General features: G+C 67.3%; 19 protein-coding genes and 1 tRNA gene. 4 read left to right on the forward strand and 16 right to left on the reverse strand.

The annotated features are described in order from the left end of the window. Positions 1 to 30: 30 nt before the first annotated feature. From metG to ACP696_RS05850, 8 genes are all read right to left on the reverse strand, one after another. On the reverse strand, positions 31 to 1,740 hold the full coding sequence (metG, locus tag ACP696_RS05815; protein ID WP_426043538.1) for a methionine--tRNA ligase: 1,710 nt from the start codon (positions 1,738 to 1,740) through the stop codon (positions 31 to 33). Between the two features lie 750 nt (positions 1,741 to 2,490). Next, positions 2,491 to 3,405: an RDD family protein gene (locus tag ACP696_RS05820; RefSeq protein ID WP_426043539.1), complete on the reverse strand. Its 915-nt coding sequence runs from the start codon at positions 3,403 to 3,405 to the stop codon at positions 2,491 to 2,493. Further along, entirely contained in the window at positions 3,402 to 4,403 is a 1,002-nt protein-coding gene (locus ACP696_RS05825) for a stage II sporulation protein M (protein WP_426012052.1), read from the reverse strand. Before ACP696_RS05825 ends, ACP696_RS05820 begins: the two co-directional genes overlap by 4 nt. Next, positions 4,403 to 5,719: a DUF58 domain-containing protein gene (locus ACP696_RS05830; protein ID WP_426012054.1), complete on the reverse strand. Its 1,317-nt coding sequence runs from the start codon at positions 5,717 to 5,719 to the stop codon at positions 4,403 to 4,405. The genes ACP696_RS05825 and ACP696_RS05830 overlap by 1 nt, the downstream gene beginning before the upstream one ends. A 23-nt stretch (positions 5,720 to 5,742) precedes the next feature. Then, positions 5,743 to 6,699, reverse strand: a complete 957-nt coding sequence (locus ACP696_RS05835; protein WP_426012056.1) for an AAA family ATPase — start codon at positions 6,697 to 6,699, stop codon at positions 5,743 to 5,745. Beyond that, on the reverse strand, positions 6,686 to 7,936 hold the full coding sequence (locus ACP696_RS05840; RefSeq protein WP_426043540.1) for a hypothetical protein: 1,251 nt from the start codon (positions 7,934 to 7,936) through the stop codon (positions 6,686 to 6,688). The genes ACP696_RS05835 and ACP696_RS05840 overlap by 14 nt, the downstream gene beginning before the upstream one ends. Beyond that, a complete protein-coding gene (locus ACP696_RS05845; RefSeq protein WP_426012060.1) occupies positions 7,933 to 8,589 on the reverse strand; it encodes a hypothetical protein in 657 nt (218 codons plus the stop codon). Before ACP696_RS05845 ends, ACP696_RS05840 begins: the two co-directional genes overlap by 4 nt. Positions 8,590 to 8,839: 250 nt before the next feature. Then, positions 8,840 to 8,914: transfer RNA gene (locus ACP696_RS05850), tRNA-Lys, on the reverse strand. Between the two features lie 127 nt (positions 8,915 to 9,041). Here ACP696_RS05850 and ACP696_RS05855 point away from each other — a divergent pair. After that, a complete protein-coding gene (locus ACP696_RS05855) occupies positions 9,042 to 9,776 on the forward strand; it encodes a hypothetical protein (RefSeq protein ID WP_426012062.1) in 735 nt (244 codons plus the stop codon). Between the two features lie 155 nt (positions 9,777 to 9,931). Here ACP696_RS05855 and tgt read toward each other — a convergent pair whose 3' ends face one another. Together tgt and queA are read right to left on the reverse strand one after the other, a co-directional pair. Next, entirely contained in the window at positions 9,932 to 11,050 is a 1,119-nt protein-coding gene (gene tgt, locus ACP696_RS05860; protein ID WP_426012063.1) for a tRNA guanosine(34) transglycosylase Tgt, read from the reverse strand. Further along, positions 11,050 to 12,171: a tRNA preQ1(34) S-adenosylmethionine ribosyltransferase-isomerase QueA gene (queA, locus tag ACP696_RS05865; protein ID WP_426012065.1), complete on the reverse strand. Its 1,122-nt coding sequence runs from the start codon at positions 12,169 to 12,171 to the stop codon at positions 11,050 to 11,052. The genes tgt and queA overlap by 1 nt, the downstream gene beginning before the upstream one ends. Positions 12,172 to 12,301: 130 nt before the next feature. On the opposite strand from queA, the gene ACP696_RS05870 reads away from it, so the two are divergent. Further along, complete coding sequence (locus ACP696_RS05870) at positions 12,302 to 12,901, forward strand: hypothetical protein (protein WP_426012067.1); 600 nt, start codon at positions 12,302 to 12,304, stop codon at positions 12,899 to 12,901. Positions 12,902 to 12,940: 39 nt separating this feature from the next. Beyond that, entirely contained in the window at positions 12,941 to 13,918 is a 978-nt protein-coding gene (locus ACP696_RS05875) for an endonuclease/exonuclease/phosphatase family protein (protein WP_426012068.1), read from the forward strand. A 148-nt stretch (positions 13,919 to 14,066) separates the two neighbouring features. On the opposite strand, the gene ACP696_RS05880 is transcribed toward ACP696_RS05875, so the two are convergent. The 5 genes from ACP696_RS05880 to gyrA all read right to left on the reverse strand — a co-directional run bounded on the left by ACP696_RS05880 (position 14,067) and on the right by gyrA (position 21,026). Continuing rightward, positions 14,067 to 14,534, reverse strand: a complete 468-nt coding sequence (locus ACP696_RS05880; protein WP_426012070.1) for a peptidylprolyl isomerase — start codon at positions 14,532 to 14,534, stop codon at positions 14,067 to 14,069. Between the two features lie 105 nt (positions 14,535 to 14,639). Beyond that, positions 14,640 to 15,494 carry a peptidylprolyl isomerase gene (locus ACP696_RS05885; protein WP_426012071.1) on the reverse strand — a complete coding sequence of 285 codons (855 nt, stop codon included), beginning with the start codon at positions 15,492 to 15,494 and terminating at the stop codon, positions 14,640 to 14,642. Further along, on the reverse strand, positions 15,491 to 16,306 hold the full coding sequence (locus ACP696_RS05890; protein WP_426043541.1) for a peptidylprolyl isomerase: 816 nt from the start codon (positions 16,304 to 16,306) through the stop codon (positions 15,491 to 15,493). The genes ACP696_RS05885 and ACP696_RS05890 overlap by 4 nt, the downstream gene beginning before the upstream one ends. Before the next feature lie 1,390 nt (positions 16,307 to 17,696). Next, on the reverse strand, positions 17,697 to 18,185 hold the full coding sequence (coaD, locus tag ACP696_RS05895) for a pantetheine-phosphate adenylyltransferase (RefSeq protein ID WP_426012077.1): 489 nt from the start codon (positions 18,183 to 18,185) through the stop codon (positions 17,697 to 17,699). Positions 18,186 to 18,257: 72 nt separating this feature from the next. After that, complete coding sequence (gene gyrA / locus ACP696_RS05900) at positions 18,258 to 21,026, reverse strand: DNA gyrase subunit A (protein ID WP_426043542.1); 2,769 nt, start codon at positions 21,024 to 21,026, stop codon at positions 18,258 to 18,260. Between the two features lie 123 nt (positions 21,027 to 21,149). On the opposite strand from gyrA, the gene sodC reads away from it, so the two are divergent. After that, a complete protein-coding gene (gene sodC / locus ACP696_RS05905) occupies positions 21,150 to 21,674 on the forward strand; it encodes a superoxide dismutase[Cu-Zn] (RefSeq protein ID WP_426043543.1) in 525 nt (174 codons plus the stop codon). Positions 21,675 to 21,732: 58 nt separating this feature from the next. Here sodC and ACP696_RS05910 read toward each other — a convergent pair whose 3' ends face one another. Next, positions 21,733 to 22,641, reverse strand: coding sequence for a DMT family transporter (locus ACP696_RS05910; protein ID WP_426030592.1), 909 nt, complete (start codon positions 22,639 to 22,641; stop codon positions 21,733 to 21,735). Positions 22,642 to 22,644 lie beyond the last annotated feature (3 nt).

Genomic DNA, 22,644 nt, shown 5'->3' on the forward strand with positions numbered 1-22,644 from the left:
ACCTTCTCCCGAAAGGGGAGAAGGACGACATTACTCCGCCCCGCCGAACCGCTCGGTCCATTCGGCGATCTGGTCGTCCTCGATCTTCTTGAACAGCACCTCCGGCGCCCGCACCGACAGGCCGACGGGCAGGATCGACAGCTCGGCCGCCGCTTCGGTGGTCGGCCACTCGGGCGGCCACGGTATCGCGAACGCCTCGGCGATCTTCTCGGCCGCGAACGGGATGAACGGCGCCGAGATCCGGGCATACAGCGCCGCCAGGTTCAGGGCGGTGCGGACGATCACCGCGGCGCGATCGCGGTCGGTCTTGATCGCCGTCCAAGGCGCGGCTTCCTGCAGATATTCGTTGCCGACCACCCAGAGCGCGCGCAGGGCCTGGGCGCTCTTGCGCACCTCGATGGCGTCCATCTGCTCGGTCAGGTCAGCCAGGCGGGCGGAGACATCGGCGTACAGCTTCTCCTCCAGCGGCCCAGGCGCGCCGCCGTCGGGGATCACGCCGTCAAACTTGCCTTCGGTGAATTTCAGGATGCGGTTGACGAAATTGCCCAGCACGTCGGCCAGGTCGCGGTTGATGGCGCTGGCGAACTGCTCCCAGGTGAAGGCTGTGTCGCTGCTCTCAGGCGCATTGGAGGTCAGGTACCAGCGCCAGAAGTCGGGCGGCAGGATCTCCAGGGCCGCGTCCATGAACACGCCGCGCTTGTTCGAGGTAGAGAACTTGCCGCCGTACCAGTTCAGCCAGTTGAAGGCCTTGAGCATGTCGACGCTTTTCCAGGGCTCCTCCGAGCCGAGGATGGTCGCGGGAAAGCTGACCGTGTGGAAGGCGACATTGTCCTTGCCCATGAACTGGACGTAGCGAACGTCGTCAGCGCCCGCATCGGTGCGCCACCACGACTTCCAGTCGCGGCCCACGCCCTGGTCGGCCCATTCCTGGGTGGCGGCGATATATTCGATCGGGGCGTCGAACCAGACATAGAAGACCTTGTCCTCGAAGCCCGGACGCGGGAACTCGCCCTTGGTCACCGGGATGCCCCAGGCCAGGTCGCGGGTGATGCCCCGGTCGATCAGGCCCTCGTCAAGGTGCTTGTAGGCGATGGACTTGGCCAGCAGCTGCCAGTCCCGGCGGGTGTCGATCCAGGCCCGGATCCGGTCGGCCACCTTCGTCTGAAGAAGGTAGAGGTGGCGGGTGTCGCGCACCTCCAGGTTTCGCGAGCCGGAGATCACCGAATAGGGATCCTTCAGGTCGGTGGGGTCCAGCAGGTTGCCGCAGTTGTCGCATTGGTCGCCGCGAGCCTTTTCGAAGCCGCAGTGCGGGCAGGTGCCCTCGATGTAGCGGTCGGGCAGGAAGCGCGCGTCGTCGATGGAATAGACCATCTGGTCGACCCGCTCCTCGATCAGGCCGCGCGCTTCCAGCACCTCGCAGAAGTGCTGGGTCAGGCGATGGTTTTGCGGCGAGGACGAGCGGCCGAAATGGTCCCAGGACAGGCCGAAGGCCCGGCCGATGTCGTGCTGGATCACGTGCTGCTCGGCGCAATATTCGGCCACGTCCTGGCCGGCGGCGGCGGCGGCCAGCTCGGCCGGGGTGCCGTGTTCGTCGGTGGCGCAGATATAGAGGGTGTCGTTACCCCGGGCCCGCTGGAACCGCGCATAGACGTCGGCCGGCAACATCGATCCCGCCAGATTGCCCAGGTGCTTGATGCCGTTGATGTACGGCAGGGCGGAGGTGATCAGGATGCGCGACATGGGTCTTCCGGGGGAGTCGAGGAGCGGTTGCATATAGAAGGTGAGCGGCGGAAACGAAAGCGCTGGCTAAGTCCTCCCCACGGGGGGAGGTCGTCGCGCAGCGACCGGTGGGGGGAGTGTCGGGGTCGGCAATCACAGGTATGGCCGACATCCGATCCCTCCCCCCACCGTCGGCTTCGCCGACATCTCCGCCACGGGGGGAGGACTTCACGCGGACGGCCGCTGAAGAGGTGGAAAGGGTCGCGGAGCGCCGGACATCGTCCGGAGTGTTGTCTAGTGTGTACCGTTTCGACGAAGCCGATCGCTCCGCGCCATCGTTATCCGTCCGCGTCCGGTGGGCGGCCCTGTTAAGGCCTAGCCGGATCCGGACCCCGTCGTTTCCGACGGTTTCCGGTGACGGGGGCGCGGATCATCAAGACACGCACGCTGGTTCCCCGTCGACGCCGACGGCGGGCGGGCTCCCCCAACGATGGAAGTCCCCGGACACGCGTGAGTAACCCCCTCACGCCCAGCCCCGCTCGATCGCCCCCCGCCGCCGCATCGGTCGCTGGCCATGCGCCCTTTCCATGCGACGAGGTGAGATGAGGATACGGGCGCCGGGAGTGACTGCTGGGGATAAAGATTTAGCTCAGCAAGATCAGCAGCCTAGCCCAAAACAGCGTGCGAAGTTGGGGACAGACAGTCATCCCACGACCGTTGTGATCTTGGCGCAAGGCGAGGCATGAGTGTGTGTCCCCAGCCGATCCACGGCTAAGACTGGTCGTGCTTGTCCTTGCGGCGCTTGCCCAGCAGCAGCCGCGACTCCAGCCGCCCGCGCAGGGCCGCGTAATAGGCGGCCAGGAAGTCGCCGTCCGACTCTTCGGGGGCGACCTTCCAGCCGATTTTCAGGCGGATGCGGGCGGCCACCAGGGCGATGGTCTTGGTCTCGTAGCGGCGCAGCACATCCTCGAGCACGTGCAGTTCCTTGACCCCATAGGCGTCGAGCTGCGCCTGAGTGAAGGCGAAGCGTCCGGGTGACGGGCGCGAAGTCCGCGCCAGGTCCGGGACAAGCTTGCGGCGCGGGGCCTTGACCACCCAGGTTCCAGCCACCAGGTCGCCCACGCGCAAGCGATCGCGGTTGAACAGCGGGAACAGCAGGAAAACCCCGCACCAGAGCAGGCCCGCCAGGCTGATCCAGGCGCCGACCTGGCTGTTGTTGACGATCAGGAAGCTCAGCGGCAGATACAGCTCGATCTCGCGCATGGCGTTACGGGCGAAGATCGCGTCGGCTGTCAGGCGTCCGCCGTTGCGCGCCGCCACCCGCAGGCCCATCGCCCGCTTGCCCGGCGTCGCGGCCCCCGGCGTCAGCTCGAAGATGACGAAATAGAGGTTCCGCAGCACGAAGAACACCAGCATCCAAACCGTGGCTATGACGTCGCCGCCCTTGCCCTTCGCTCCGAAAAAGGCCAGCAGGGTCAGCAGGCTGAAGGCGATCAACACGCCCACGATGATCGCCAGGTCGATCAGCAGGGCCGCGGCCCGTTCGCCGGCGTCGCCCAGTCGCAGGTGCAGGTCCACGCCCTCCGGCGTCACCAGCGACCGCGACCGCCGCGCGTGGTGCGCCGACAGGTCGCCTGGCGACGCGACTACGGTGGTGGGGGCCTTTTTCGCGCGCTTGAGCTTCACGACCCGGCCTTTCTGCGGCGCGGCAGGTAGAGATAGGCCGGCCAAAGGATCAGGGTCGCCAGGGCTATGCCATAGCGGGCAAAGTCGTTCTGGATCACCTGCCGCCCCACGCCTTCCAAGATGCCGGCGCAGAACAGCATCACCACCACCCCGGCCATCAAGGTGGCCGATTGGCGGCCCGCCTGCGCCATCGCAGCGGGTCGGCTCTGGTCGCCGGGGAAGGCCAGGGTCCAGCCGATCCGCAGGCCGGCAGCCCCGGCCAGGATGACCGCCGAGATCTCGGTCACGCCATGGATGGCCAACCAGCCGCCGGCCTCGAAGCCCAGGCCGCGCATCATGAAGGCGGCCAGGAAGGCGCCGAGCATGGCGCCGTTATAGGTCATCAGCATGGCGGTCGGCAGGCAGAAGGCGAACCCAAGTGCGAAGGCGAAGATCGCCACGCCGGAATTGTGGGTGAACAGGAAGGCGGCGAATACCGACAGGCCCGAATGGTCGCCGCCCTTGTCATAGAGGGTGGCCCGCATCGCCTCGGTCGTGGCCGCCGGACCGCGCCCGCCGGCCAGGCTCTCGGGCACGAAGGCGTGGAACCACTCGGTGTCGTGCATGGTCAGATAATAGGCCGCTGCAACGCCGATCAGGGTCAGGGCAAAACTGAACAGGGTCTCGCGCCACAGGGCCTTGGCGGCCGCCGGCCACTCGCGCGCAAAAAAGCCGCTGAGCCGCTCCACCAAGCTGGAGCGCGTGCCGTAGACGAAGAAATAGGCCCGGGTGCTGAGGCTTTCCAGATAGTCGACCAGGCTCTGGTCCAGCGAGGTGGCGCGGGCCACCGACAGCGACGACAGAGCCTGGCGATAGAGCACCGGCATGGCCAAAAGTTCCTCGTCGCTCAGCGCCCGGGCCGAACCCTTGCCGACCTTGGCCAGCAGCTTTTCCAGCCGCCGCCAGTCGTCCTCGCGCTCGGCGCGGAAGCGGGAGCTTTTCAGCTGCAGCTGTTCCATCACAGTAGATCCCGACGCTTGAGGTCCAGATAGCTGGCCAACAGGGCCGGGCCGACCTGGTCGGCGGGGGCCTCGACGATCTCGACGCCCATGCGGCGCAGGCGGCCGACCACCAGCTCGCGCTCGCGCATCAGCGACGCGGCGACGACGGCGCTGGACACGTCGTCGGGGCTCTCTGGCGGCTTGCGCTCGATGGCCTCCAGCTCCTCATCGCGCATCATCACGAACAGCACCAGATGTTGGCGCAACAGGCGGCCGACATTTTCCAGCATCAGCTCCGCGCTGGTGGAATCGGCGATGTCGGTGAACACCACGATCAGCGAGCGGCGGCTGAGCTGGCCCGCCAGCTGGGTCAGGCCCAGGGTGTAGTTGGTCTCCTCGGCCGAATAGTCGATCGCCGAGGCCAGGCGTTGCAGGGCCGGAAAGGCGTTGGGGCCGGAGGTCACGCCGCTGATTACATTGGGCCGGGCGTCGAAGCCGAAGAGTCCGACCTTGTCGCCCATCTTCAGGCCCACATAGGCCAGCAGCAGGGTGGCGTTGAGCGCGTGGTCCAGGCGCGGCCGCCCCAGCAAGGGCTGGCTCATCAGCCGCCCGGTGTCGATGGCGGCGACGATGTGGTGGTTACGCTCGACGTGGAATTCCTTGGCCAGCAAGGCCCCGTGCCGGGCCGACTGCTTCCAGTCGATCGCCCGGCGGTTCATGCCGGGCCGAAAATCGGTCAGGGCGTGGAAGTCGCTGCCGCCGCCCAGGTCCAGTTGCAGGCGATGGCCGATCGAGGCCTCGCGGGAGAACAGGCGCAGGGCCTCTTCCTTGATCCCCGCGATGTCGAGGGTGACCGGGATCACCCGTTCCAGCCGGTCGTCGCGCTGTTTCCACATCAGGCCCAGCGGGCCCCGCCAACGGGCCGAGAGGCGATGGACGATCCCTTCCCCGCGCCGGGTCGCCGTCAGGTCGAAGCGCAGGCCGGCCTGGCGATCGCGCACCCGAGCCCGCCCGTGGGCCGGCGAGGCTTCCAGCCGGTCATTCAGATCGACGGCGAACTCCACGCTGAACGGCGCCACGCCGCGCGGAAACACCGCCTGGAACAGAGCCTGCTGGGTCGCGCCGCTGGCCAGCGACGCGGGCGCGGTCAGGGTCAGCTGCATCTTCCGGCGGCCGGGGGCCAGCAGGGCGTCGATGAACAGCAGCGCCGCGACCAACGCGATCCAGGCGGGGCCCAGCAACCATAGCCGCGCCGAGACGAGCGCCAGCATCAGGGCCAGGGGCGCGCCCAGGACCATCAGCAGGATCGCTCTGGCGGTGGGATAGGTCCGCAAGGCCTGGTCCTATTCCACCCGGCTCACCGCGGGGCCTCGACCTGGTCGACCAGGCCGCGCACCACGTCATCGACCTTGCGGCCCTCGATCTCGGCGGCCGGGGACAGGATCACCCGGTGGCGCAGGGCCGGCAGGGCCAGGGCCTTGACGTCGTCGGGGATCACATAGTCGCGGCCTTCCAGCGCCGCGCGGGCCCGGGAGGCCACCGCCAGCATGGCGGCGCAGCGTGGCGAGGCGCCGCCCGACAGCTCGCCAGTGTCGCGGGTCGCCCGCACCACCCCGACGATGTAGCGGACGATGTCGTCGGTCAGGCGCACGGTCGCCACCGCCGCGACGGCTTCGGCGATCGTCGCGCTGTCACCAGCTGGATTAACGCCGAACCCCTCTGGCGACGGCTGGCCGGTGCGGCTGCCATGGGTGGAGACGATGGCCGTCTCCTCGGCCAGGCTGGGATAGGCCAGGACGTGCTTGAACAGAAAGCGGTCCAGCTGGGCCTCGGGCAGCGGATAGGTGCCCTGCTGCTCCAGCGGGTTTTGGGTGGCCACCACCATGAAGCGGTCGCTCAGCGGGTGTCGGACGCCGTCCAGGGTGACGTTGCGCTCCTGCATGGCTTCCAGCAGCGCCGCCTGGGTCTTGGGCGGGGTGCGGTTGATTTCGTCGGCCAGCAGCAGCTCGCAGAAGATCGGCCCCTTGACCAAGGTGAAGGCGCTGGTCTGGAAGTTGAACAGATTGGCGCCCAGAATGTCGCCCGGCATCAGGTCGGGCGTGAACTGGATACGCCCGAACTGCAGGTTCACCGCTTGGGCGAAGCACTGGGCCAGGAAGGTCTTGGCCGTGCCGGGCGGACCTTCCAGCAGCACGTGGCCGCCGGCGAACAGGGCCGTCAGCATCAGGTCGATGGTGTCGTTCTGGCCGACCACGGCCTTGGCCGTCTCGGCTCGGATCTTGCCGGCGAGCGCCTGCACCTCAGCGACGTTCACGGGTCATCTCCAGTCTCCACTGATACCATTTGGCGGCGACCTTCATCAGGTCGCCGGGGGAACGTACCGCCCGGGTCTCGTTATCCAGGCTCGAGACGCTGTCGGTCGCGGCGAAGCGCGACCCCTGGCGGTCCAGAAAGTCGGTGAGGGCCTGGCCGCTCAGGCGCGAGCCGCCCATGGCGCGAACGGCGGCGGCCCGCTGCAGCTCGGCATAGCGCGGGGCCATGGCCGGCTCACGCTTGGCCATCCGGATCAGGCCTGCAGAATTGTCGATGAGGGCGCCCTTGCCCAGGGCCAGGGCGCGCTCGCCGCGCCGGACGGCGCGGAACCGGGCGGCGGCGTGCAGCCCCATCAACAGGGCGGCGGCCACCAGGCACAGGGTCGCGCCGACCAGCGGCGGCTCGAACGCCAGCTTGAGCGCGGTGCGCGAGCGGGTGAAGCCGTTCAGCGTTACGTCGAAGGCCATCGAGCCCTGAGGTTTGCGCAGGGTGTCCAGGATCGCCACGCCGCTGCGAGCGGTGCGGATATCCTTCATGCCCATGGTGTTGAGCAGGTCCGGATCGGCCAGGAAATAGGTATCGGTCGGCAGACGCCGGGCCAAGATGGCGCGACCCTGGGCGTCGACGATCACGGGCTGAAGGCCGGGACCAGAGACGGCGCGGAGATCCCGGATCGGCCCTGTCTCCAGCACAAGGCCCTCCGCCACCGTGCCCGCCACCCCGACCAGCCGGGCGTTAGCGAGCCCTTTTCGCGCCGCGAGCGCGGCCTTGGGAATGCCGACCACCTTCAGCGCGTCGGCCATGATGGCGTCCGGCGCCAGGTCCAAGGCGCCCACCCAGCCCGGATGACGGGGATCCGGCGGCGCGCCCCACTTGGGCAAGACGACCAGGGTGCGGGACGACAGCTGGGCCTTCTGATAGGCGTCGCGCGAACCGCCCATATTGGGCGTGAACACGACCAGGGACGGCTCCTCGCCGCTCAAATTCCGGCGGCTGACAATCACCGGATCCCCCCGCGCGCGCAGCAGTTGGACCAAGCCGGCATAGCCTACCGCCGATTTTGACAGCGCATGGCCCTGGCCGTTGTCACCCGACTGCAGATCCGGCGCATAGGTCGACAGCACCGCGAAGGTCGAGAAGGCGAACACCCCGGCCAGGATCATACCCAGCACCACCTTGGGCGAGAATAGCACGCCACCGTCCGCCGCGATGGGCCCCTCCAGGCTCGCGTCGCTCATCGCCAGGCCTCCGCGAAGGCAAAGCCCTCATAGGCCTTGCGGCAGGCCGCGAACCCGTCGGCCCCGACCGGCCGACCGCCAAAGAAGCTCTGTTCGACCACGCGGGCGATCTGGCTGAAGGTGCGGCGCACCGCTTGGGGCACGCCGTCCAATCCGGCGATGTCGCGACTGGTCAAGGCGGGCCGGATCAGGTCCGGGCGCTTGGCCTCGATGTCCTCGATGCTGCGAAACAGGATCAGGTGGACGGCCTCGGCGAAGCGGCCGGCGGCGGCCAGGCGATCGGCGTCCTCTAGCAAGGTGCGGGCCTTGGCGATGCTGGGCCTCCAGTCCTCGGCGCCGAGGATTGGCCCCTTGCCGGGCTTGATCGAAGGCCAGCGGGTGGCGATCAGCTCCCGCGCCAGGAAGAACAGGATTACAGCCGCCCCGACGATCAGCAGGCCCCAGAAAACATAGACCAGAGCGGGCGCGACCGCCGCCAGGAACTCGCCGACGGCGGCCATCCATTCGGGCACGTGCGGCGGCTTCACGAGGGTCGGAGAAAACTGCAGGTCTCTGTCGTGCAGCAACGCGGCGTGGGCGCGCGCGAAGTCGTCGGGCGCATGCTGCGAGACAGGCGCGGATACGCCCTGCGAAACCCCTGCCCCCGCCGCCAAACGCCTACTCCCGACTGCCCCACAGCTAGTGCTAGACCATTCAACTTTCGGTGTCGCCACGAACTGCGCTGTACGGAGATTTTCGCACGTTTTGCCGGCAACGCGATTCGGAGCTCCGACCTGCGTCGCACAAACCTTCAACGGGCCTGACGCTCGGAAACAATCAGGAGGCGGCGCGCCGGCCAGGCCGCCGTCGCCCGCGAGCGCTCCGCCCAGGCGGTGACTTTAGCCAATCATTTCAAGCAGATTTTGGTAGGCCGGGTGGGGTTCGAACCCACGACCATTCGATTAAAAGTCGAATGCTCTACCACTGAGCTACCGGCCCGCATCGACGCGGCGGGAGGCCGGTGGAAGCGGCGCGGAACATAGTCGGCGCCCGCCTGAGCCGCAAGCGCGCTTTGATAGATAAGAGACGGATGACGAACGCGCCCGCCGCGCGCTAGGGTCAGCCCATGCGCAGACTGTTGCTTATCGCCGCCACCCTTCCGATCCTGGCCGCCTGCGCGAGCCGAAGCGAGCCGCCGCCGGCGGCGCCAACGAAGATCCAGACCACCTCCGACGCCAACAAGGCCGGCTTCGAGGGGGCGGCCAGTGCGCCGCTGCGCGACATGAACCTGCTGCGCACCAAGATCCCGCCGGTGTTGCTGGAGGCCATGGCCGACGCCTATGCCCGGCCGCCCGGCGCGAAGATCACCTGCGACACCCTGATCGCCATGGTCGCGCCGCTGGACCTGGCGCTCGGCGAAGACCTGGACCGCAAGCCGGCCGACGGCAACGAGGATCTGATGGATCGCGGCAAGCGCATGGCGGGTTCGGCGGCCCTGGGCGCCATGGCCAGCGCCGCCCAGGACCTGATCCCGATGCGCGGCTGGGTCCGAAAGTTGAGCGGCGCGGAAAAGCACGACCAATTGGTGCAGTCCGCTATCGCGTCAGGCGCGGTGCGCCGGGCCTATCTGAAGGGCCTGGGTGAATCTCGCGGCTGCAATCCGCCGGCCACGCCCCAGCACCTGGCCAAGCCCGCCGCGCCCATCGAGGAAAAGCGCTTCCCGTGGATGAAGGACGCCCCTGTGATCGACGCCCCCGCGGCGGAGCCCAAGGACGCCGAGGCGCCGCTGGTCGACGCACCGCAGGCGCCGCCTGAGCCGCCGGCCAAGAAGAAGAAAAGGCCGATCTACAAGATCTGGTAGATTGACGGAGGCTCTGGAACGTCCGGTTTCTGTAACGGAGCCAAGGTCCAGCTGTGTTTAGGTTTCTTGGACGCCCGCCAAGCGCGGCGACGGGGCTGACCCCAAGGGCGGGTGTCTGAGAAAGCTAAACATTCTCGGACGCCTGACGAGTCTGCTTAACGGTCGCCCAGATGCCGCGCCTTGAAATCTCGCCGAAACGCCTCGAACCGCCCCTGTGCGATCGCCTCGCGCATGGCGGCCGTGAGGGCCTGGAAGAAGGCGATGTTGTGCCAGGACAGCAGCACCTGACCCAGGATTTCCTCGGCCTTGAACAGGTGGCGCAGATAGGCCTTGGAATAGTCGCGGCTGGCCGGGCAGTCGCTGTTGGCGTCCAGCGGGGTGTCGTCCTCGGCGAAGCGCGCGTTCTTGAGGTTGATCGGCCCCTCCCAGGTCCAGGCCTGGCCGTGGCGGCCCGAGCGGGTGGGCAGCACGCAGTCGAACATGTCGACGCCGCGATAGACCGCCTCGACCAAGTCGATCGGCTTGCCGACCCCCATCAGATAGCGCGGCTTGTCGGCGGGCAGCATGGCCGGCGCATAGTCGAGCACCTCGCACATGGCCTCATGACCCTCCCCGACCGCCAGCCCGCCCAAAGCGTAGCCGTCGAAGCCAATCTCCTGCAGACGTTGCGATGACTCCTGGCGCAGGTTGCGGAAGGTCGAACCCTGCTGGATGCCAAACAGCACCTGGCTGTCGCGGGTCCCGAACGCCGCCTTGGAGCGTGCGCCCCAGCGAGCCGACAGCTCCATGCCCTCGCGGGCCCGCTTCTCCTCGGCCGGCCAGGCGACGCATTCGTCCAGTTGCATGACAATATCGCTGCCCAGCAGGTCGGCCTGGATTTCCATCGACCGCTCGGGGCTCAACACGTGCTTGGAGCCGTCGATATGGCTGGAGAAGGTGACGGCCTCCTCGGTGACCTTGCTGATCCCCGACAGGCTCATCACCTGGAAGCCGCCGCTGTCGGTGAGGATCGGCTTGTCCCAGCGCATGAACCTGTGCAAGCCGCCCAGGCGCTGGATGCGCTCGGCGGTGGGCCGCAGCATCAGGTGGTAGGTGTTGCCCAGGATGATGTCGGCGCCGGTGTCCTTCACCTGATCGACGGTCATGGCCTTGACCGTGGCGGCGGTGCCCACCGGCATGAAGGCCGGGGTGCGGATGTCGCCGCGCGGGGTCTTCAGGACCCCAGTGCGGGCCGCGCCGTCGGTGGCGGAAATCTCGAAGGGAAAGGCGGCCATCAGCTTTGCTCGGGCCCATTCTTGTGTGTTGTAGCGCGGAACAGCAGGCTTCCGTCGCCATAGGAATAGAAGCGATAGCCGGTGGCGATCGCGTGCTCATAGGCCGCCTTCATCCTCGCCTGGCCCGCGAAGGCGCTGACCAGCATGAACAGGGTCGACTTGGGCAGGTGGAAGTTGGTCATCAACACGTCGGCGGCGCGGAAACGATAGCCGGGGGTAATGAAGATCGCGGTCTCGGCGGCGAACGGCCGCACGAGGCCGTCCTCGCTCGTGGCGCTTTCCAACAGGCGAAGGCTGGTCGTGCCCACGCAGACGATCCGTCCGCCGGCGGCGCGGACGGCGTTCAAGGCCGCAGCGACGGCGGCAGGAACCTCGCCATATTCGGCGTGCATCTTGTGCTCAGCCACCACGTCGGTCTTGACCGGCAGGAAGGTGCCGGCCCCCACGTGCAGGGTGACGAAGTGCAGGCCAACGCCCCTGGCCTTCAGGCGCTCCAGCAGGTCGGAGGTGAAGTGCAGGCCGGCGGTCGGGGCGGCCACCGAGCCGTCCTCACGGGCATAGACCGTTTGATAGTCGGCCCGGTCGCGGTCGTCCTCGGCCCGCTTGGCGGCGATATAGGGCGGCAGCGGCATCTCGCCGTGGGCGGCGATGGCCAGGTCCAGATCGACGCCAGCGAAGTCGAAGGCCAGCTCGATCTCGCCGCCGTCGTGCTTGGCGACCACGGTGGCGTCCAGCATGCCGGCCTGGCAAGCACGGTCATGGTCGTGGCCGAAGGCGATCCGGTCGCCTGCCTTCAGCCGCTTGCCGGGTCGCATGAAGGCGGTCCAGCGATCGGGCGCCGCGCGGCGGTGCAGCGTCGCCTCGACCGCCACCGGAGATCCGTCGCCGCCGCCGGTGCCGCGCCCGGCCCGCAGGCCCATCAGCCGGGCCGGGATCACCCGCGTGTCGTTGAACACCAGGGCGTCGCCGGGGCGCAGGAAGTCGGGTAATTCGCGAACGATCCGGTTCTCAAGGCTCTCGCCCGGCCTGACCACGAGCAAGCGCGCGGAATCCCGCGGTTCGGCCGGCCGCAGGGCGATCGCTGCATCGGGCAGGTGAAAGTCGAAGTCGGACAGGCGCATGGGGCGGCTTCAAGGCCACGACAGGGGCGTCAGGTCAAGCGCGCAGACACTCCGGCCTGGGCGAGGCTTTATTGGACAAAGCCCGCGCCAAGCCGCCATCCTGAGCGTTCGACACCATCTCGGGGAAAGCATGACCGTCACCTTGCGCCACCTTTGCGTCCTGAGCGCCTGCCTGGCGCTGGCCGCCTGCAAACCGGCCACCGAGAGCAAGCGGGTTGAAACCGCGGCCGCTCCGACCGCCGCCCCGGCCAAAACGATCCCGGAACCCGTGACCTTCGCCCACGATCCAGCGCTTGACGTTTTTGGCTACTATTTCACCGACACCGTCGTTCAATCCGGAAACTTGAAACTGAGCTCGCTGAACATCGGCCAGGCCAGCGACTTCGCCGAGTGGGAGTCTGGACATCGCCCGGCCACCTACGCGCCGATCTTCCTGGAATTCGAGGATGTCGCCAGTCCGACGGCCGTCAACGAGATGGGGCAGGCCTATCACACAGTCTCGCTGCGCGTGATGCCGACGGCCTACCGGGTGGATGGACAGGCCGTCAGCTTCCACGGCGCCGATCCGAAGTTGGGCCAGCTCACCTTCTCCGGCGTCTTCGACCTGGGCGCGCTGAAGGCCGCCAAGGGGGCGGACCCTGGCGAGCCTCGGATCGTCCTGAAGGGCGACCTGCAGGTGGGCGACCAACAATTCCGCAATGTCAGCTTGATGTACTTCGGCGGCGACTAAGCGGCGGCGCGTGTCACAAGGCCATGCTAAGGCGCGATCATGCGCTTGATCCTCGACCTCGCCAGCCTGTTCATCCGCGGCACCACCCTGATGTTCGGCCTAGTCGGCGCGGTCATTGGCCTGGCCTGCATGGGCGGCATGTTCAGCGACCGGCTGGACGCCTTGACCCATTTCGCGCCTTTGTGGCTGCTCTGCGGCCTGGCGACGCTGGCCCTGGCGACGGCCTTCTCCCGCGACGCCGAGCGCAAGGTTTTCCTGGGCCTGGCGGCCGTCGCAATCGTCTGCAACAGCGCGCTGATCATCCCCGAACTGTTGAGCGCAGGGCGGCCGATGGCCCCGGCCAAGGCCGGTGCGACCGTGAAGATCATACAGTTCAACGCCTGGGCGTCGAACGAAGACCCCCAGACGACCCTCGCCTGGCTCCTGGCCCAGAAGGCCGATGTGGTGGTGCTTGAAGAGGGCGGCGGCGGGGCCTGGCCCGTGGTGTCCGGTCTGCGCAAAGCCTATCCGGCCTCTACGAAATGCCCCTCCAAGCACGGCTGCGACACGTGGATTTTCAGCCGCTGGCCAATCGCCGCCTCAGGGCAGTACGCACAGTCGGGGTTCGGCCTTCCCGGCGCCTGGGCCACGCTCAGCCATCCGGGCGGCGGTTTCACGGTGGCGGGCGCGCACTTCGTGTGGCCCTATCCCGCCGGTCGGCAACAAGATCAGACGGATACTCTGGTGAAGGCGTTGGCCCGGTTTCCGCATGACACTCTGATCGTGACCGGCGACTTCAATTCCACGCCTTGGTCTTTCACCCTGCGCCGCCGGGACAAGGCCTTGGGTCTCGATCGGCGGACGCGGGCGCTGGCCAGTTGGCCCAGCGGGGCGTTCTCGCGAGTGGCCACCGCGCCCTTCCCCGTCTTTCCCATCGATCACGTCTATGCCGGGAAGGCCTGGAAGACCGTAAGTGTCGAACGTGGACCAACCCTAGGCTCGGATCACCGTCCTGTGGTCGCCACGCTCACGCGCTAGGCGCCAACCAGGAAAAGGGCCCCAGTTTCCCGGGGCCCTTGTTGTCCTAGAGCAAGCCGCGCGATATAGGAATCGCACGGATTGCTCTAGGCTTTTGTTTTCGCATCGCTTTTGCGGAAAACCGGTGGCCACTTTTCCGCGCGATGCTCTAGGCGTCGGAGCCGATCTTGGCGCTGAGGATCTTGCCGGGGGTGCGCGGTGGCTCGCCGGTCGGCAGGGCGTCGACATTTTCCATGCCTTCGACCACCTGGCCCCAGACGGTGTACTGGTTGTCGAGGAAGGAGGCGTCGTCGAGGCAGATGAAGAACTGGCTGTTGGCCGAGTTCGGATCGGGGGTGCGGGCCATCGAGCAGATCCCGCGCACGTGGGCTTCCTTGGAGAATTCGGCCTTGATGTCCGGCTTGGCCGAACCGCCGCGGCCGCTGCCGGTCGGGTCGCCGCCCTGGGCCATGAAGCCGGGGATCACGCGGTGGAACACCACGCCGTCATAGAAGCCCTCGCGCACCAGTTCCTTGATGCGATCGACGTGGCCAGGAGCCAGGTCGGGACGCAGCTTGATCGTGACGGGCCCGGTCTCGAGCGTCAGTAGCAGAGTGTTTTCGAGGTCGGCCGACATGGTCATCCCTTGAGGCTTGAAAGAAGGGTTGGAGAATCGAAAGAGCTTCTAGCCCGTGCGATGTAAACAAGAAACCGCCGGGATGCGATCCACGGACGCCTCGTCCTATTTCACCTCGGCCGGCAGGTCGATGTCGCAGACCGAGAAGTCCGCGCCCCGGCTGGCCCGCTTGCGGGCCACCTCGCCCTTGAACCAGGCGCTGGCGGTGTCGACCACGCGCACGGTGGGCCGCTCAGCCACCGGGATGTCCGACAGCAGCCGCACCTTCAGCATGGCGTCCTGCGGCTTGGCGACCGGTTCTCCGGTCTTGATAGCCAGCACCACCTCCAGGCCCGACAGCACCCGGCCAAAGGCGGTGTAGCGCTTGTCGAGCGACGGGTAGGGCTGGCGCATCAGGAAGAACTGGCTGTTGGCCGAATCCGGCGCCTCGTCGCGCGCTTCGCCAACCACGCCGGGGCAATAGGTCCCCCAGGCCGAGACCTTCTTGTCGGGCGTGGCGTCGGACCAGGTCGCGGCCTGGCTGACCACGGGCAGCGACCTGAGCAGCCCCACCTCCGTGCCGGCCGGCGCGGCCACCACGGAGAAGGGCGTCTTGGCGTCGCGGCGGAAGGTGAACTCGGCCTTGAGGTTGGGCTTTTTCGTGCTGCCCTCTCCCGTATCGTCCGGATCGCCAGTCTGGGCCATGAACCGGTCGATGACCCGGAAGAAGGTGCGGCCGTCATAGACCCCTTCGCGGGTCAGCTCCTGGAAGCGCGCCACGTGGACGGGGGCGACCTCGGGGATCAGTTCGAGGACGATCCGGCCCCTGGTGGTGTCGATCACCACCACGGTGTCGGCGGCCGGCGTGCGCCAGTCGGAGGCTTTCGGAGCCGCGACCTTGGGCGCGGCCCCCTTCGGCGCGGCTTGGGCCGCACCGAAGGCCAGCAGAACCGCGAGGGCGGCGATCGGCGCGCGCATCATTTTACCTGCACCGGAATAGTCACGTCGCAGGGGGTAAAGGCCCCGCCCAGTTCGACACGGCGCTTGTCGACAAGGGCCTTGAAGGCCGGGCCGGCGGTGTCCATCACCTGGACGTTGGGCCGCTGGGCGGCGGGGATGTCGGACAGCACGCGCACGGTGGTCATGCTGTCCTGCGGGGCGGCCACCGGCTCGCCCACCTTGATGGCGCGGATGGCCTCGAGCCCGTTCAGGGCGCGGCCGAAGGCGGTATAGGTCTTGTCCAGCGAGGCGTTGGTCTGTCGCATGAAGAAGAACTGGCTGTTAGCGCTGTCGGGATCGCCGGCCCGGGCCATGCCCAGCACGCCGGGACAGAAGGCGCCCCAGGCGGCCACCTTGCCGTCGGCGGTCATGGCCGCCAGGGCGCTGTTCTGGCTCCAGACCGGCAAGGGCCCGACGAAGCCGATCTCGGCCGGCCCGGCCTTGCCCTGCGGCGCGTAACCGGCGCCGCGCCGGAAGGTGAACTCGGCCGTCAGGTTCGGCTGGTCCGAGCCGCCGGTGCCGTCGTTCTTGGGATCGCCCGTCTGGTCCATGAAGCTGTCGAGGACCCGGAAGAAGGTCAGGCCGTCGTAGAAATGCGCCTTGGCAAGCCCCCGCACCCGCGCCACGTGGGCGGGGGCGGCCTCCGGGACCAGCTCGACGATGATCCGGCCCTTGTTGGTGTCGACCACCAGCACATTGTCCGGATCGGGCGTCCGCCAGTCGGAAGCCGCTTGGGCGCTGGCGGCGGAAGCCGCAGTAAGCGCCATGACGGCGGCGAGGGACGCTAGCTTCATGGATATCCCCGAAAGACTGGTGCTGACGGCGTAGAACGCCGCGACGCGAACGACAAGTAGCAGCGGGTTAGAGCCGAAGATTCCGGCGAGTTTCCGGCGCACGGCGTCGCCGTCTCACGCGGACGGCCGCTGAGAAGGTGAGGAGGCGCGGAGCGGCCGGGCCAAGCCCGGATGACCGTGGGTTTAGAGTTTGCGTTTCGGCGTGGACCGACCGCTCCGCGAAACCGTTTGTCTCGAGGGACGGCGATTGAGGGCTTGTTTCATCCCGATCGTCGTTCCCCCTCGGACGGGCAGGATCAAAGTCGCCCGGAAGGGGCCGTCAGCGACTCCGACAGATCCTGGAACAGACCGGTTTGACTCCCGGCCCCGTCGACCCGCGCAGATCCCGGCGAGGTTTTGATGGGCGGCGGATTTCTCCGACAACCCACACCTGCCTCGCGCGTGGCCCTGCACGGCCCCGCTCGGTTCCACCTCCATCGCCGCTTCGGGTCGGTACCAAGCGCCCTCCTCCGCGACGGAGACGGGGTTAGTATGAGGCGGTTGTGGGTGCGCCAGCGGTCGTGACGCTGATTATTTTATAGGGCGTTGACTTTGTTGGGTTTTGTATCGGGCGATTGTGGGGATGGAGCGGCGTCGATCCCCGCGAGCCCGCTTTTCCAACCCACCTTTCAACCGTCATCCCGGGCACAAGGCCCGGGATGACGGTTCTGAAATGGAAGAAGTTAGGGCCCCTTACCCAACCGCCCGCAACGGCGAGGCTGCGCCTTGAAACCTTGATGGCGAGCTTGCTCTGGCGTCTGACGATGTCAAGGACGGCGCGGAGCGCCGCCGCGACGCGGCCGCCAGAGGCGGTCCTTGACATCGTCAGACGCCAGAGTTCCCATCCATTAAGGCTTTAAGGCGTGGCCGCATCCGGGGCGGATGCGGGCGGTCGCCAGGAAGCAGACGTTTCAAACGTCTGCAGAGGGTGGAACGCAGGAACTCGACCGGCGCTGGCTGGTGGTGCAAGCGAGCGCGTTGTAGCCTTCCAACAGCGTGCAGCGACTTTAGCAGCGGCACCTCAATTTTCGGGGAAATTTAGTGGAAAGCTCTGCTCTATTGAAGATGGCTTTGGCTGCAGCGGTAGCCGCAACCGTCGCGGTTGCCACCTATCTTATCCTTACTTTGTTGCAAGGCGCACAGCCGGGCCACTTTGGAGTCGATGTAAAAGGCATCATTCACGCTGCCCTCGCCGTTGGTGTGGTTTTCGTAGCGATCATCGTCCTGAAGGCCCGGCGCTAACCTGCTGGAGCTTGTTTGAGGCGATCTGCGAAAAGCTGACCTTCTGAAGGTGAGCACAGGGTCGAAAACAGACTCCAACGCGGCCCCCAGCACCAGACGCCCCGCCGCCCTATTTCGCCAGCTTCGCCAACAGTTGCTCGGCCACGCCCGGCGGGACGAACTTGTGGACGTCGCCGCCCAGGGCCGCGATCTCCTTGACCAGGCGCGAGGCGATCGCCTGGTGGCGCGGGTCGGCCATCAGGAACACGGTCTCGATCTCGCGATCGAGCTGCTGGTTCATCGCCGTCATCTGGAATTCGTATTCGAAGTCGGCCACGGCCCTCAGGCCCCGCACGATCATCTGGGCCCCGACCTCACGGGCGAAATACATCAGCAGGGTGTCGAACGGCCGAACCTCGATCTGCGCGATACGCGTCAGGTGCGCGGTTTCGCGCTCCAGCGTGGCGACCCGTTCTTCGAGGGAAAACAGCGGCCCCTTGCCGATGTTAACCGCCACGCCGATCACCAGCTTGTCGACCAGCTTGACCGCCCGACCGATGATGTCGAGATGGCCGTTGGTGACCGGGTCAAAGGTGCCCGGATAGAGTCCGATCCGCATACTTTCCCCTAACCTTCTGGGCCTTTGGCCCGTTGGCCCCTGCCCTCAGGACCACCGGCCCGCCTCTTCGCGCTACGAGATCTGGTCCGTCGCGTTTTCGTCGCCCGTCACATCGTCGTCGCCGGTTTCGGCCAGGCGCTCGACGCTGACGACGTGCTCATCCTTCGCCGTGCGGAAGATGGTTACGCCTTGAGTATTCCGCGCCGCAACCCGAATTTGCGAAACCTTCACGCGGATCAGCTGGCCGGCGTCGGTGACCAACAGGACCTGGTCGGTCTCGTCAACCGGGAACGAGCCCACCAGCTTGCCGCCGCGCTTGGACAGGTCCTGGGCCGTCAGGCCCTGGCCGCCGCGACCGGTTCGGCGATAGTCATAGGCGCTGGTGCGCTTGCCGAAGCCTTCGCTGGAGATGGTCAGCAGGATTTCCTCGGCCGCGCCCAATTCGGCGATGCGTTCGGGGGTCAGGCTGGCCTCGCCGACGTCTTCCTCGGTCTCTTCAGCCGCCGCGGGAGCCTCGTCGCCCTCCTCGCCCATCGCCCGGGCCATGGCGCGCTGGTGCTTGAGATAGGCGGCACGTTCGGCCGGGGTGGCGTCGACATTGCGCAGCACGCTCATCGAGATGACGCTGTCGTCCTTGGCCAGGCGCACGCCGCGCACGCCCGTGGAGTCGCGGCTGGCGAACACCCGCACCTCGTCGGTCGAGAAGCGGATGCAGCGACCGGCGGCGGTGTTGAGCAGGATGTCCTTGCTGCTGTCGCAGACGGCCACGCCAATGATGCCGTCGCCTTCATCGAGCTTCATGGCGATCTTGCCGTTGCGGCGAACGTCGACGAAGTCGCTGAGCTTGTTGCGACGCACGCTGCCCGAGCGGGTGGCGAACATCACGTCCAGGCCGTCCCAGGTGGCCTCGTCCTCGGGCAGGGTCAGGATCGAGGTGATGGTCTCGCCTGGCTCGATCGGCAGCAGGTTGACGAAGGCCTTGCCCCGGCTGTTGGCGACGCCCTGCGGCAGGCGCCAGACCTTCATCTTGTAGACCTTGCCGCCCGAGGTGAAGAACAGCAGCGGCGAATGGGTCGAGGCCGAGAACACGCGGGTGACCGCGTCCTCGGTCTTGGTGGCCATGCCCGACTTGCCCTTGCCGCCGCGATGCTGGGTGCGATAGGCGGCCAGCGGGGTGCGCTTGACGTAGCCGCCCAGGGTGACGGTGATGACCATGTCCTCGCGGACGATCAGGTCTTCGTCCTCCACGTCGGCGTCGCCGTCGACGATCACGCAACGGCGCGGGATGGCGAACTTTTCGCGCACCTCGACCAGTTCCTCGCGGACCACGGCCATGATGTTGGCTCGGTCCGACAGCAGGTCCAGGTAGTCCCGAATGGCTTCGGACAGGGTGGCGGCCTCGGCGCCGATCTCGTCACGTCCCAGGCCGGTCAGGCGAGACAGGGTCAGGGCCAGGATGGCGCGGGCCTGCTCGTCGGTCAGGCGGATCAGGCCGCCCTCGTCCTGCAGGGTGCGCGGGTCGGCGATCAACTCGACCAGCGGCAGCATGTCGCCGGCTGGCCAGGCCTTGGCCACCAAGCGCTCGCGCGCCTCGGTCGGATCCTTGGACGAGCGGATGATGTGGATGAACTCGTCGATATTGGCGACGGCGATGGTCAGGCCCACCAACACGTGGCCGCGATCGCGCGCCTTGCCCAGCTCGAACTTGGTGCGGCGAACCACGACCTCTTCGCGGAAATTGACGAAGATCTCGATCAGTTCGCGCAAGCCCATCTGCGAGGGCCGCCCCCTGTTCAGGGCCAGCATGTTGACGCCGAACGAGCTTTGCAGCGCCGTGAAGCGGTAGAGCTGGTTGAGGATCACCTCGCCCGAGGCATCGCGCTTCAGCTCGACGACGATGCGCATGCCGTCGCGATTGGACTCGTCACGGATGTCCGACACGCCCTCGATGCGCTTGTCGCGCACCATTTCGGCGATGTACTCGACCAGATTGGCCTTGTTCACCTGGTAGGGGATGGCGGTGATGATGATGGCTTCACGGCCGGCGCGGATCTCTTCCACGGTGGCCAGGCCGCGCATGATCACCGAGCCGCGGCCGGTCAGCAGCGCCTGGCGCGGACCGGCCCGGCCGATGATCTCACCGCCGGTCGGGAAATCGGGGCCGGGAACGATGTCGAGCAGTTGGTCGGTGGTGACGTTGGGATCGTCGACCATCAGCAGGCAGGCGTCGATGATCTCGCCCAGATTATGGGGCGGGATATTGGTGGCCATGCCGACGGCGATGCCGCCCGCGCCGTTGACCAGCAGGTTGGGGATCCGCGACGGCAGGACGACGGGTTCCTGCTCCTTGCCGTCGTAATTGTCCTGGAAGTCGACCGTGTTCTTGTCGAGGTCGGCCAGCAGCGACATGGCCGGCGGCGCCATGCGGCACTCGGTGTAGCGCATGGCCGCTGGCATATCGCCATCGACCGAACCGAAGTTGCCCTGGCCGTCGATCAGCACCAGGCCCATCGAGAACGACTGAGTCATGCGGACGAGGGTGAAGTAGATCGAGGCGTCGCCGTGCGGGTGATACTTGCCCATCACGTCGCCGACCACCCGGGCCGATTTCACGTACGAACGCTCGGGCGTCTGGCCCTGCTCGTGCATCGAGAACAGAACGCGGCGGTGAACCGGCTTGAGGCCATCGCGCGCGTCCGGCAACGCTCGGCTGACGATCACGCTCATCGCATAGTCGAGATACGAACGGCGCAGTTCGTCCTCGATATTGATGGGAATTACGTCCCCACGGGCAGCCGGAGAAGCCGGTGCGCCGGGGATAGTGTTTTGATCATCGCTCAAGGGGATTTTTCGCCGTCAGAATCGAACACGGAACCGTCAGAAACAGTTAGCATTCCCATCATCAAGACGCCACCTTCGCGGCCCCAGCCCCCATGTCCCTTGGGTCCTTTCCAGGAGTTTCCCATGCGTTTGACCGCCCTCGCCCTGTCGTTCGGCCTGATCGCCGCCGCGACTGCGGCCCATGCTTCCATCGCTCAGGGCGCCACCGCCGAGCTGAAGGGCGCCGACGGCAAGACGCTCGGAACCGCCACCCTGACCGAGGCCCCGCACGGCGTGCTGCTGCGCATCGAGGCCAAGGGCCTGACGCCGGGCTGGCACGGCCTGCACTTCCACGAGAAGGGCGACTGCGGGACGCCCGACTTCAAGTCGGCCGGCGCTCATGTCCACACGACCACCGCCGTGGTTCACGGCCTGCTGAACCCCGCCGGCAACGACAACGGCGACCTGCCCAACCTGTTCGCAACGGCCGACGGCTCGGCGACCGCCGAGCTGTTCTCGCCGCTGGTGTCGCTGAACGGCGCCGGCGGCCGCCCGGCCCTGCTCGACGCCGACGGCTCGTCCATCGTCGTCCACGCCAGCCCGGACGACTACAAGACCCAGCCGATCGGCGGGGCCGGGGCGCGGGTGGCGTGCGGGGTGGTGAAGTAGGGCTAACGGGATCGGGGACGCGCGCAGGCGCGCGTCCCCGTCCGCTTCCACGGCGCTGCTAGGTCGCCTCGCCCTCGGCCGGGACCACCTTCTTCGCTGTCAGGGCCACCAGCGCCACGCCGGCCATGGTCGCGGCGGCCCCGATCACCAACTGAGCCGTCAGCCTGTCGCCCATGAACGCCACGCCGATGGTGCACGACACCAAGGGCGTCAGCAGGAAATAGGGCGTCACCCGCCCGGCCTCGCGGCGCTGGACCAGCCAGAACAGCAGGGCGCTGGCCCCGATGGTCGAGACGACGCCGGCGAAGGCCACGCAGGCCCAGGCGATGGGCGTCGCGGCTTGGACGCGCTCCACCACATGGGGCTCGAAGCCGAACGACAGCGCCAGCAGCACCGGCGCGGCGATGGCGGCGGTCAGGGCCTGGACCTTCAGCGGCGGCGCGCCGGGAGTCTGGCGCACCAGCACGGTGGCCAGGGCCCAGCAGGCGCTGGTGATAATGGACAGGCCGATGGCCGGCAGGTCGGCCGCGCCATGCGGGTCCAGGCTCATCCAGGCCACCCCGCCAAAGGCCACGACGAGGCCGGCGATCGCCAACGGCCTCATGCTCTCGCCCAGCATCCTCCAGGCGAACAGCGCCGTGAATGGGATCCACAGTTGGGTGGCCACCACCAGTGGGCTCAGCGACTTGGCCATGCCGAAGGCGATGTAGATCAGGCCGAAATGGATTGGTCCCGACAGCAGGCAGATCGCCACCAATCGCCGGGACCACGGGAACGGCGGCTTGAGGAACGGAAACAGGAAGGCCAGAGCCAGGCCAAACCGCAGCGCGCCGACCATCATCGGCGGAAGCTCCGCCGTCGCCACCTTGGCGGCGCAGTTGTTCAGGCCCCAGACCAGGATGATGGCCAGGATCGCCAGGCGCTCGAGGCCGCTAAGAGGTCCGCTCTGGGGGCTGGTGGAGGACATGGC

This window comes from Caulobacter sp. DWR3-1-2 (assembly GCF_049896225.1).
Lineage (GTDB): Bacteria > Pseudomonadota > Alphaproteobacteria > Caulobacterales > Caulobacteraceae > Caulobacter.

Coding starts and splice junctions, on each gene's coding strand:
- metG (WP_426043538.1), bottom strand. CDS start 1,740: ATGTCGCGCATCCTGATCACCTCCGCCCTGCCGTACATCAACGGCATC.
- ACP696_RS05825 (WP_426012052.1), bottom strand. CDS start 4,403: ATGGAACAGCTGCAGCTGAAAAGCTCCCGCTTCCGCGCCGAGCGCGAG.
- ACP696_RS05840 (WP_426043540.1), bottom strand. CDS start 7,936: ATGAGCGACGCGAGCCTGGAGGGGCCCATCGCGGCGGACGGTGGCGTG.
- ACP696_RS05855 (WP_426012062.1), top strand. CDS start 9,042: ATGCGCAGACTGTTGCTTATCGCCGCCACCCTTCCGATCCTGGCCGCC.
- tgt (WP_426012063.1), bottom strand. CDS start 11,050: ATGGCCGCCTTTCCCTTCGAGATTTCCGCCACCGACGGCGCGGCCCGC.
- queA (WP_426012065.1), bottom strand. CDS start 12,171: ATGCGCCTGTCCGACTTCGACTTTCACCTGCCCGATGCAGCGATCGCC.
- ACP696_RS05870 (WP_426012067.1), top strand. CDS start 12,302: ATGACCGTCACCTTGCGCCACCTTTGCGTCCTGAGCGCCTGCCTGGCG.
- ACP696_RS05875 (WP_426012068.1), top strand. CDS start 12,941: ATGCGCTTGATCCTCGACCTCGCCAGCCTGTTCATCCGCGGCACCACC.
- ACP696_RS05880 (WP_426012070.1), bottom strand. CDS start 14,534: ATGTCGGCCGACCTCGAAAACACTCTGCTACTGACGCTCGAGACCGGG.
- ACP696_RS05885 (WP_426012071.1), bottom strand. CDS start 15,494: ATGATGCGCGCGCCGATCGCCGCCCTCGCGGTTCTGCTGGCCTTCGGT.
- ACP696_RS05890 (WP_426043541.1), bottom strand. CDS start 16,306: ATGAAGCTAGCGTCCCTCGCCGCCGTCATGGCGCTTACTGCGGCTTCC.
- coaD (WP_426012077.1), bottom strand. CDS start 18,185: ATGCGGATCGGACTCTATCCGGGCACCTTTGACCCGGTCACCAACGGC.
- sodC (WP_426043543.1), top strand. CDS start 21,150: ATGCGTTTGACCGCCCTCGCCCTGTCGTTCGGCCTGATCGCCGCCGCG.
- ACP696_RS05910 (WP_426030592.1), bottom strand. CDS start 22,641: ATGTCCTCCACCAGCCCCCAGAGCGGACCTCTTAGCGGCCTCGAGCGC.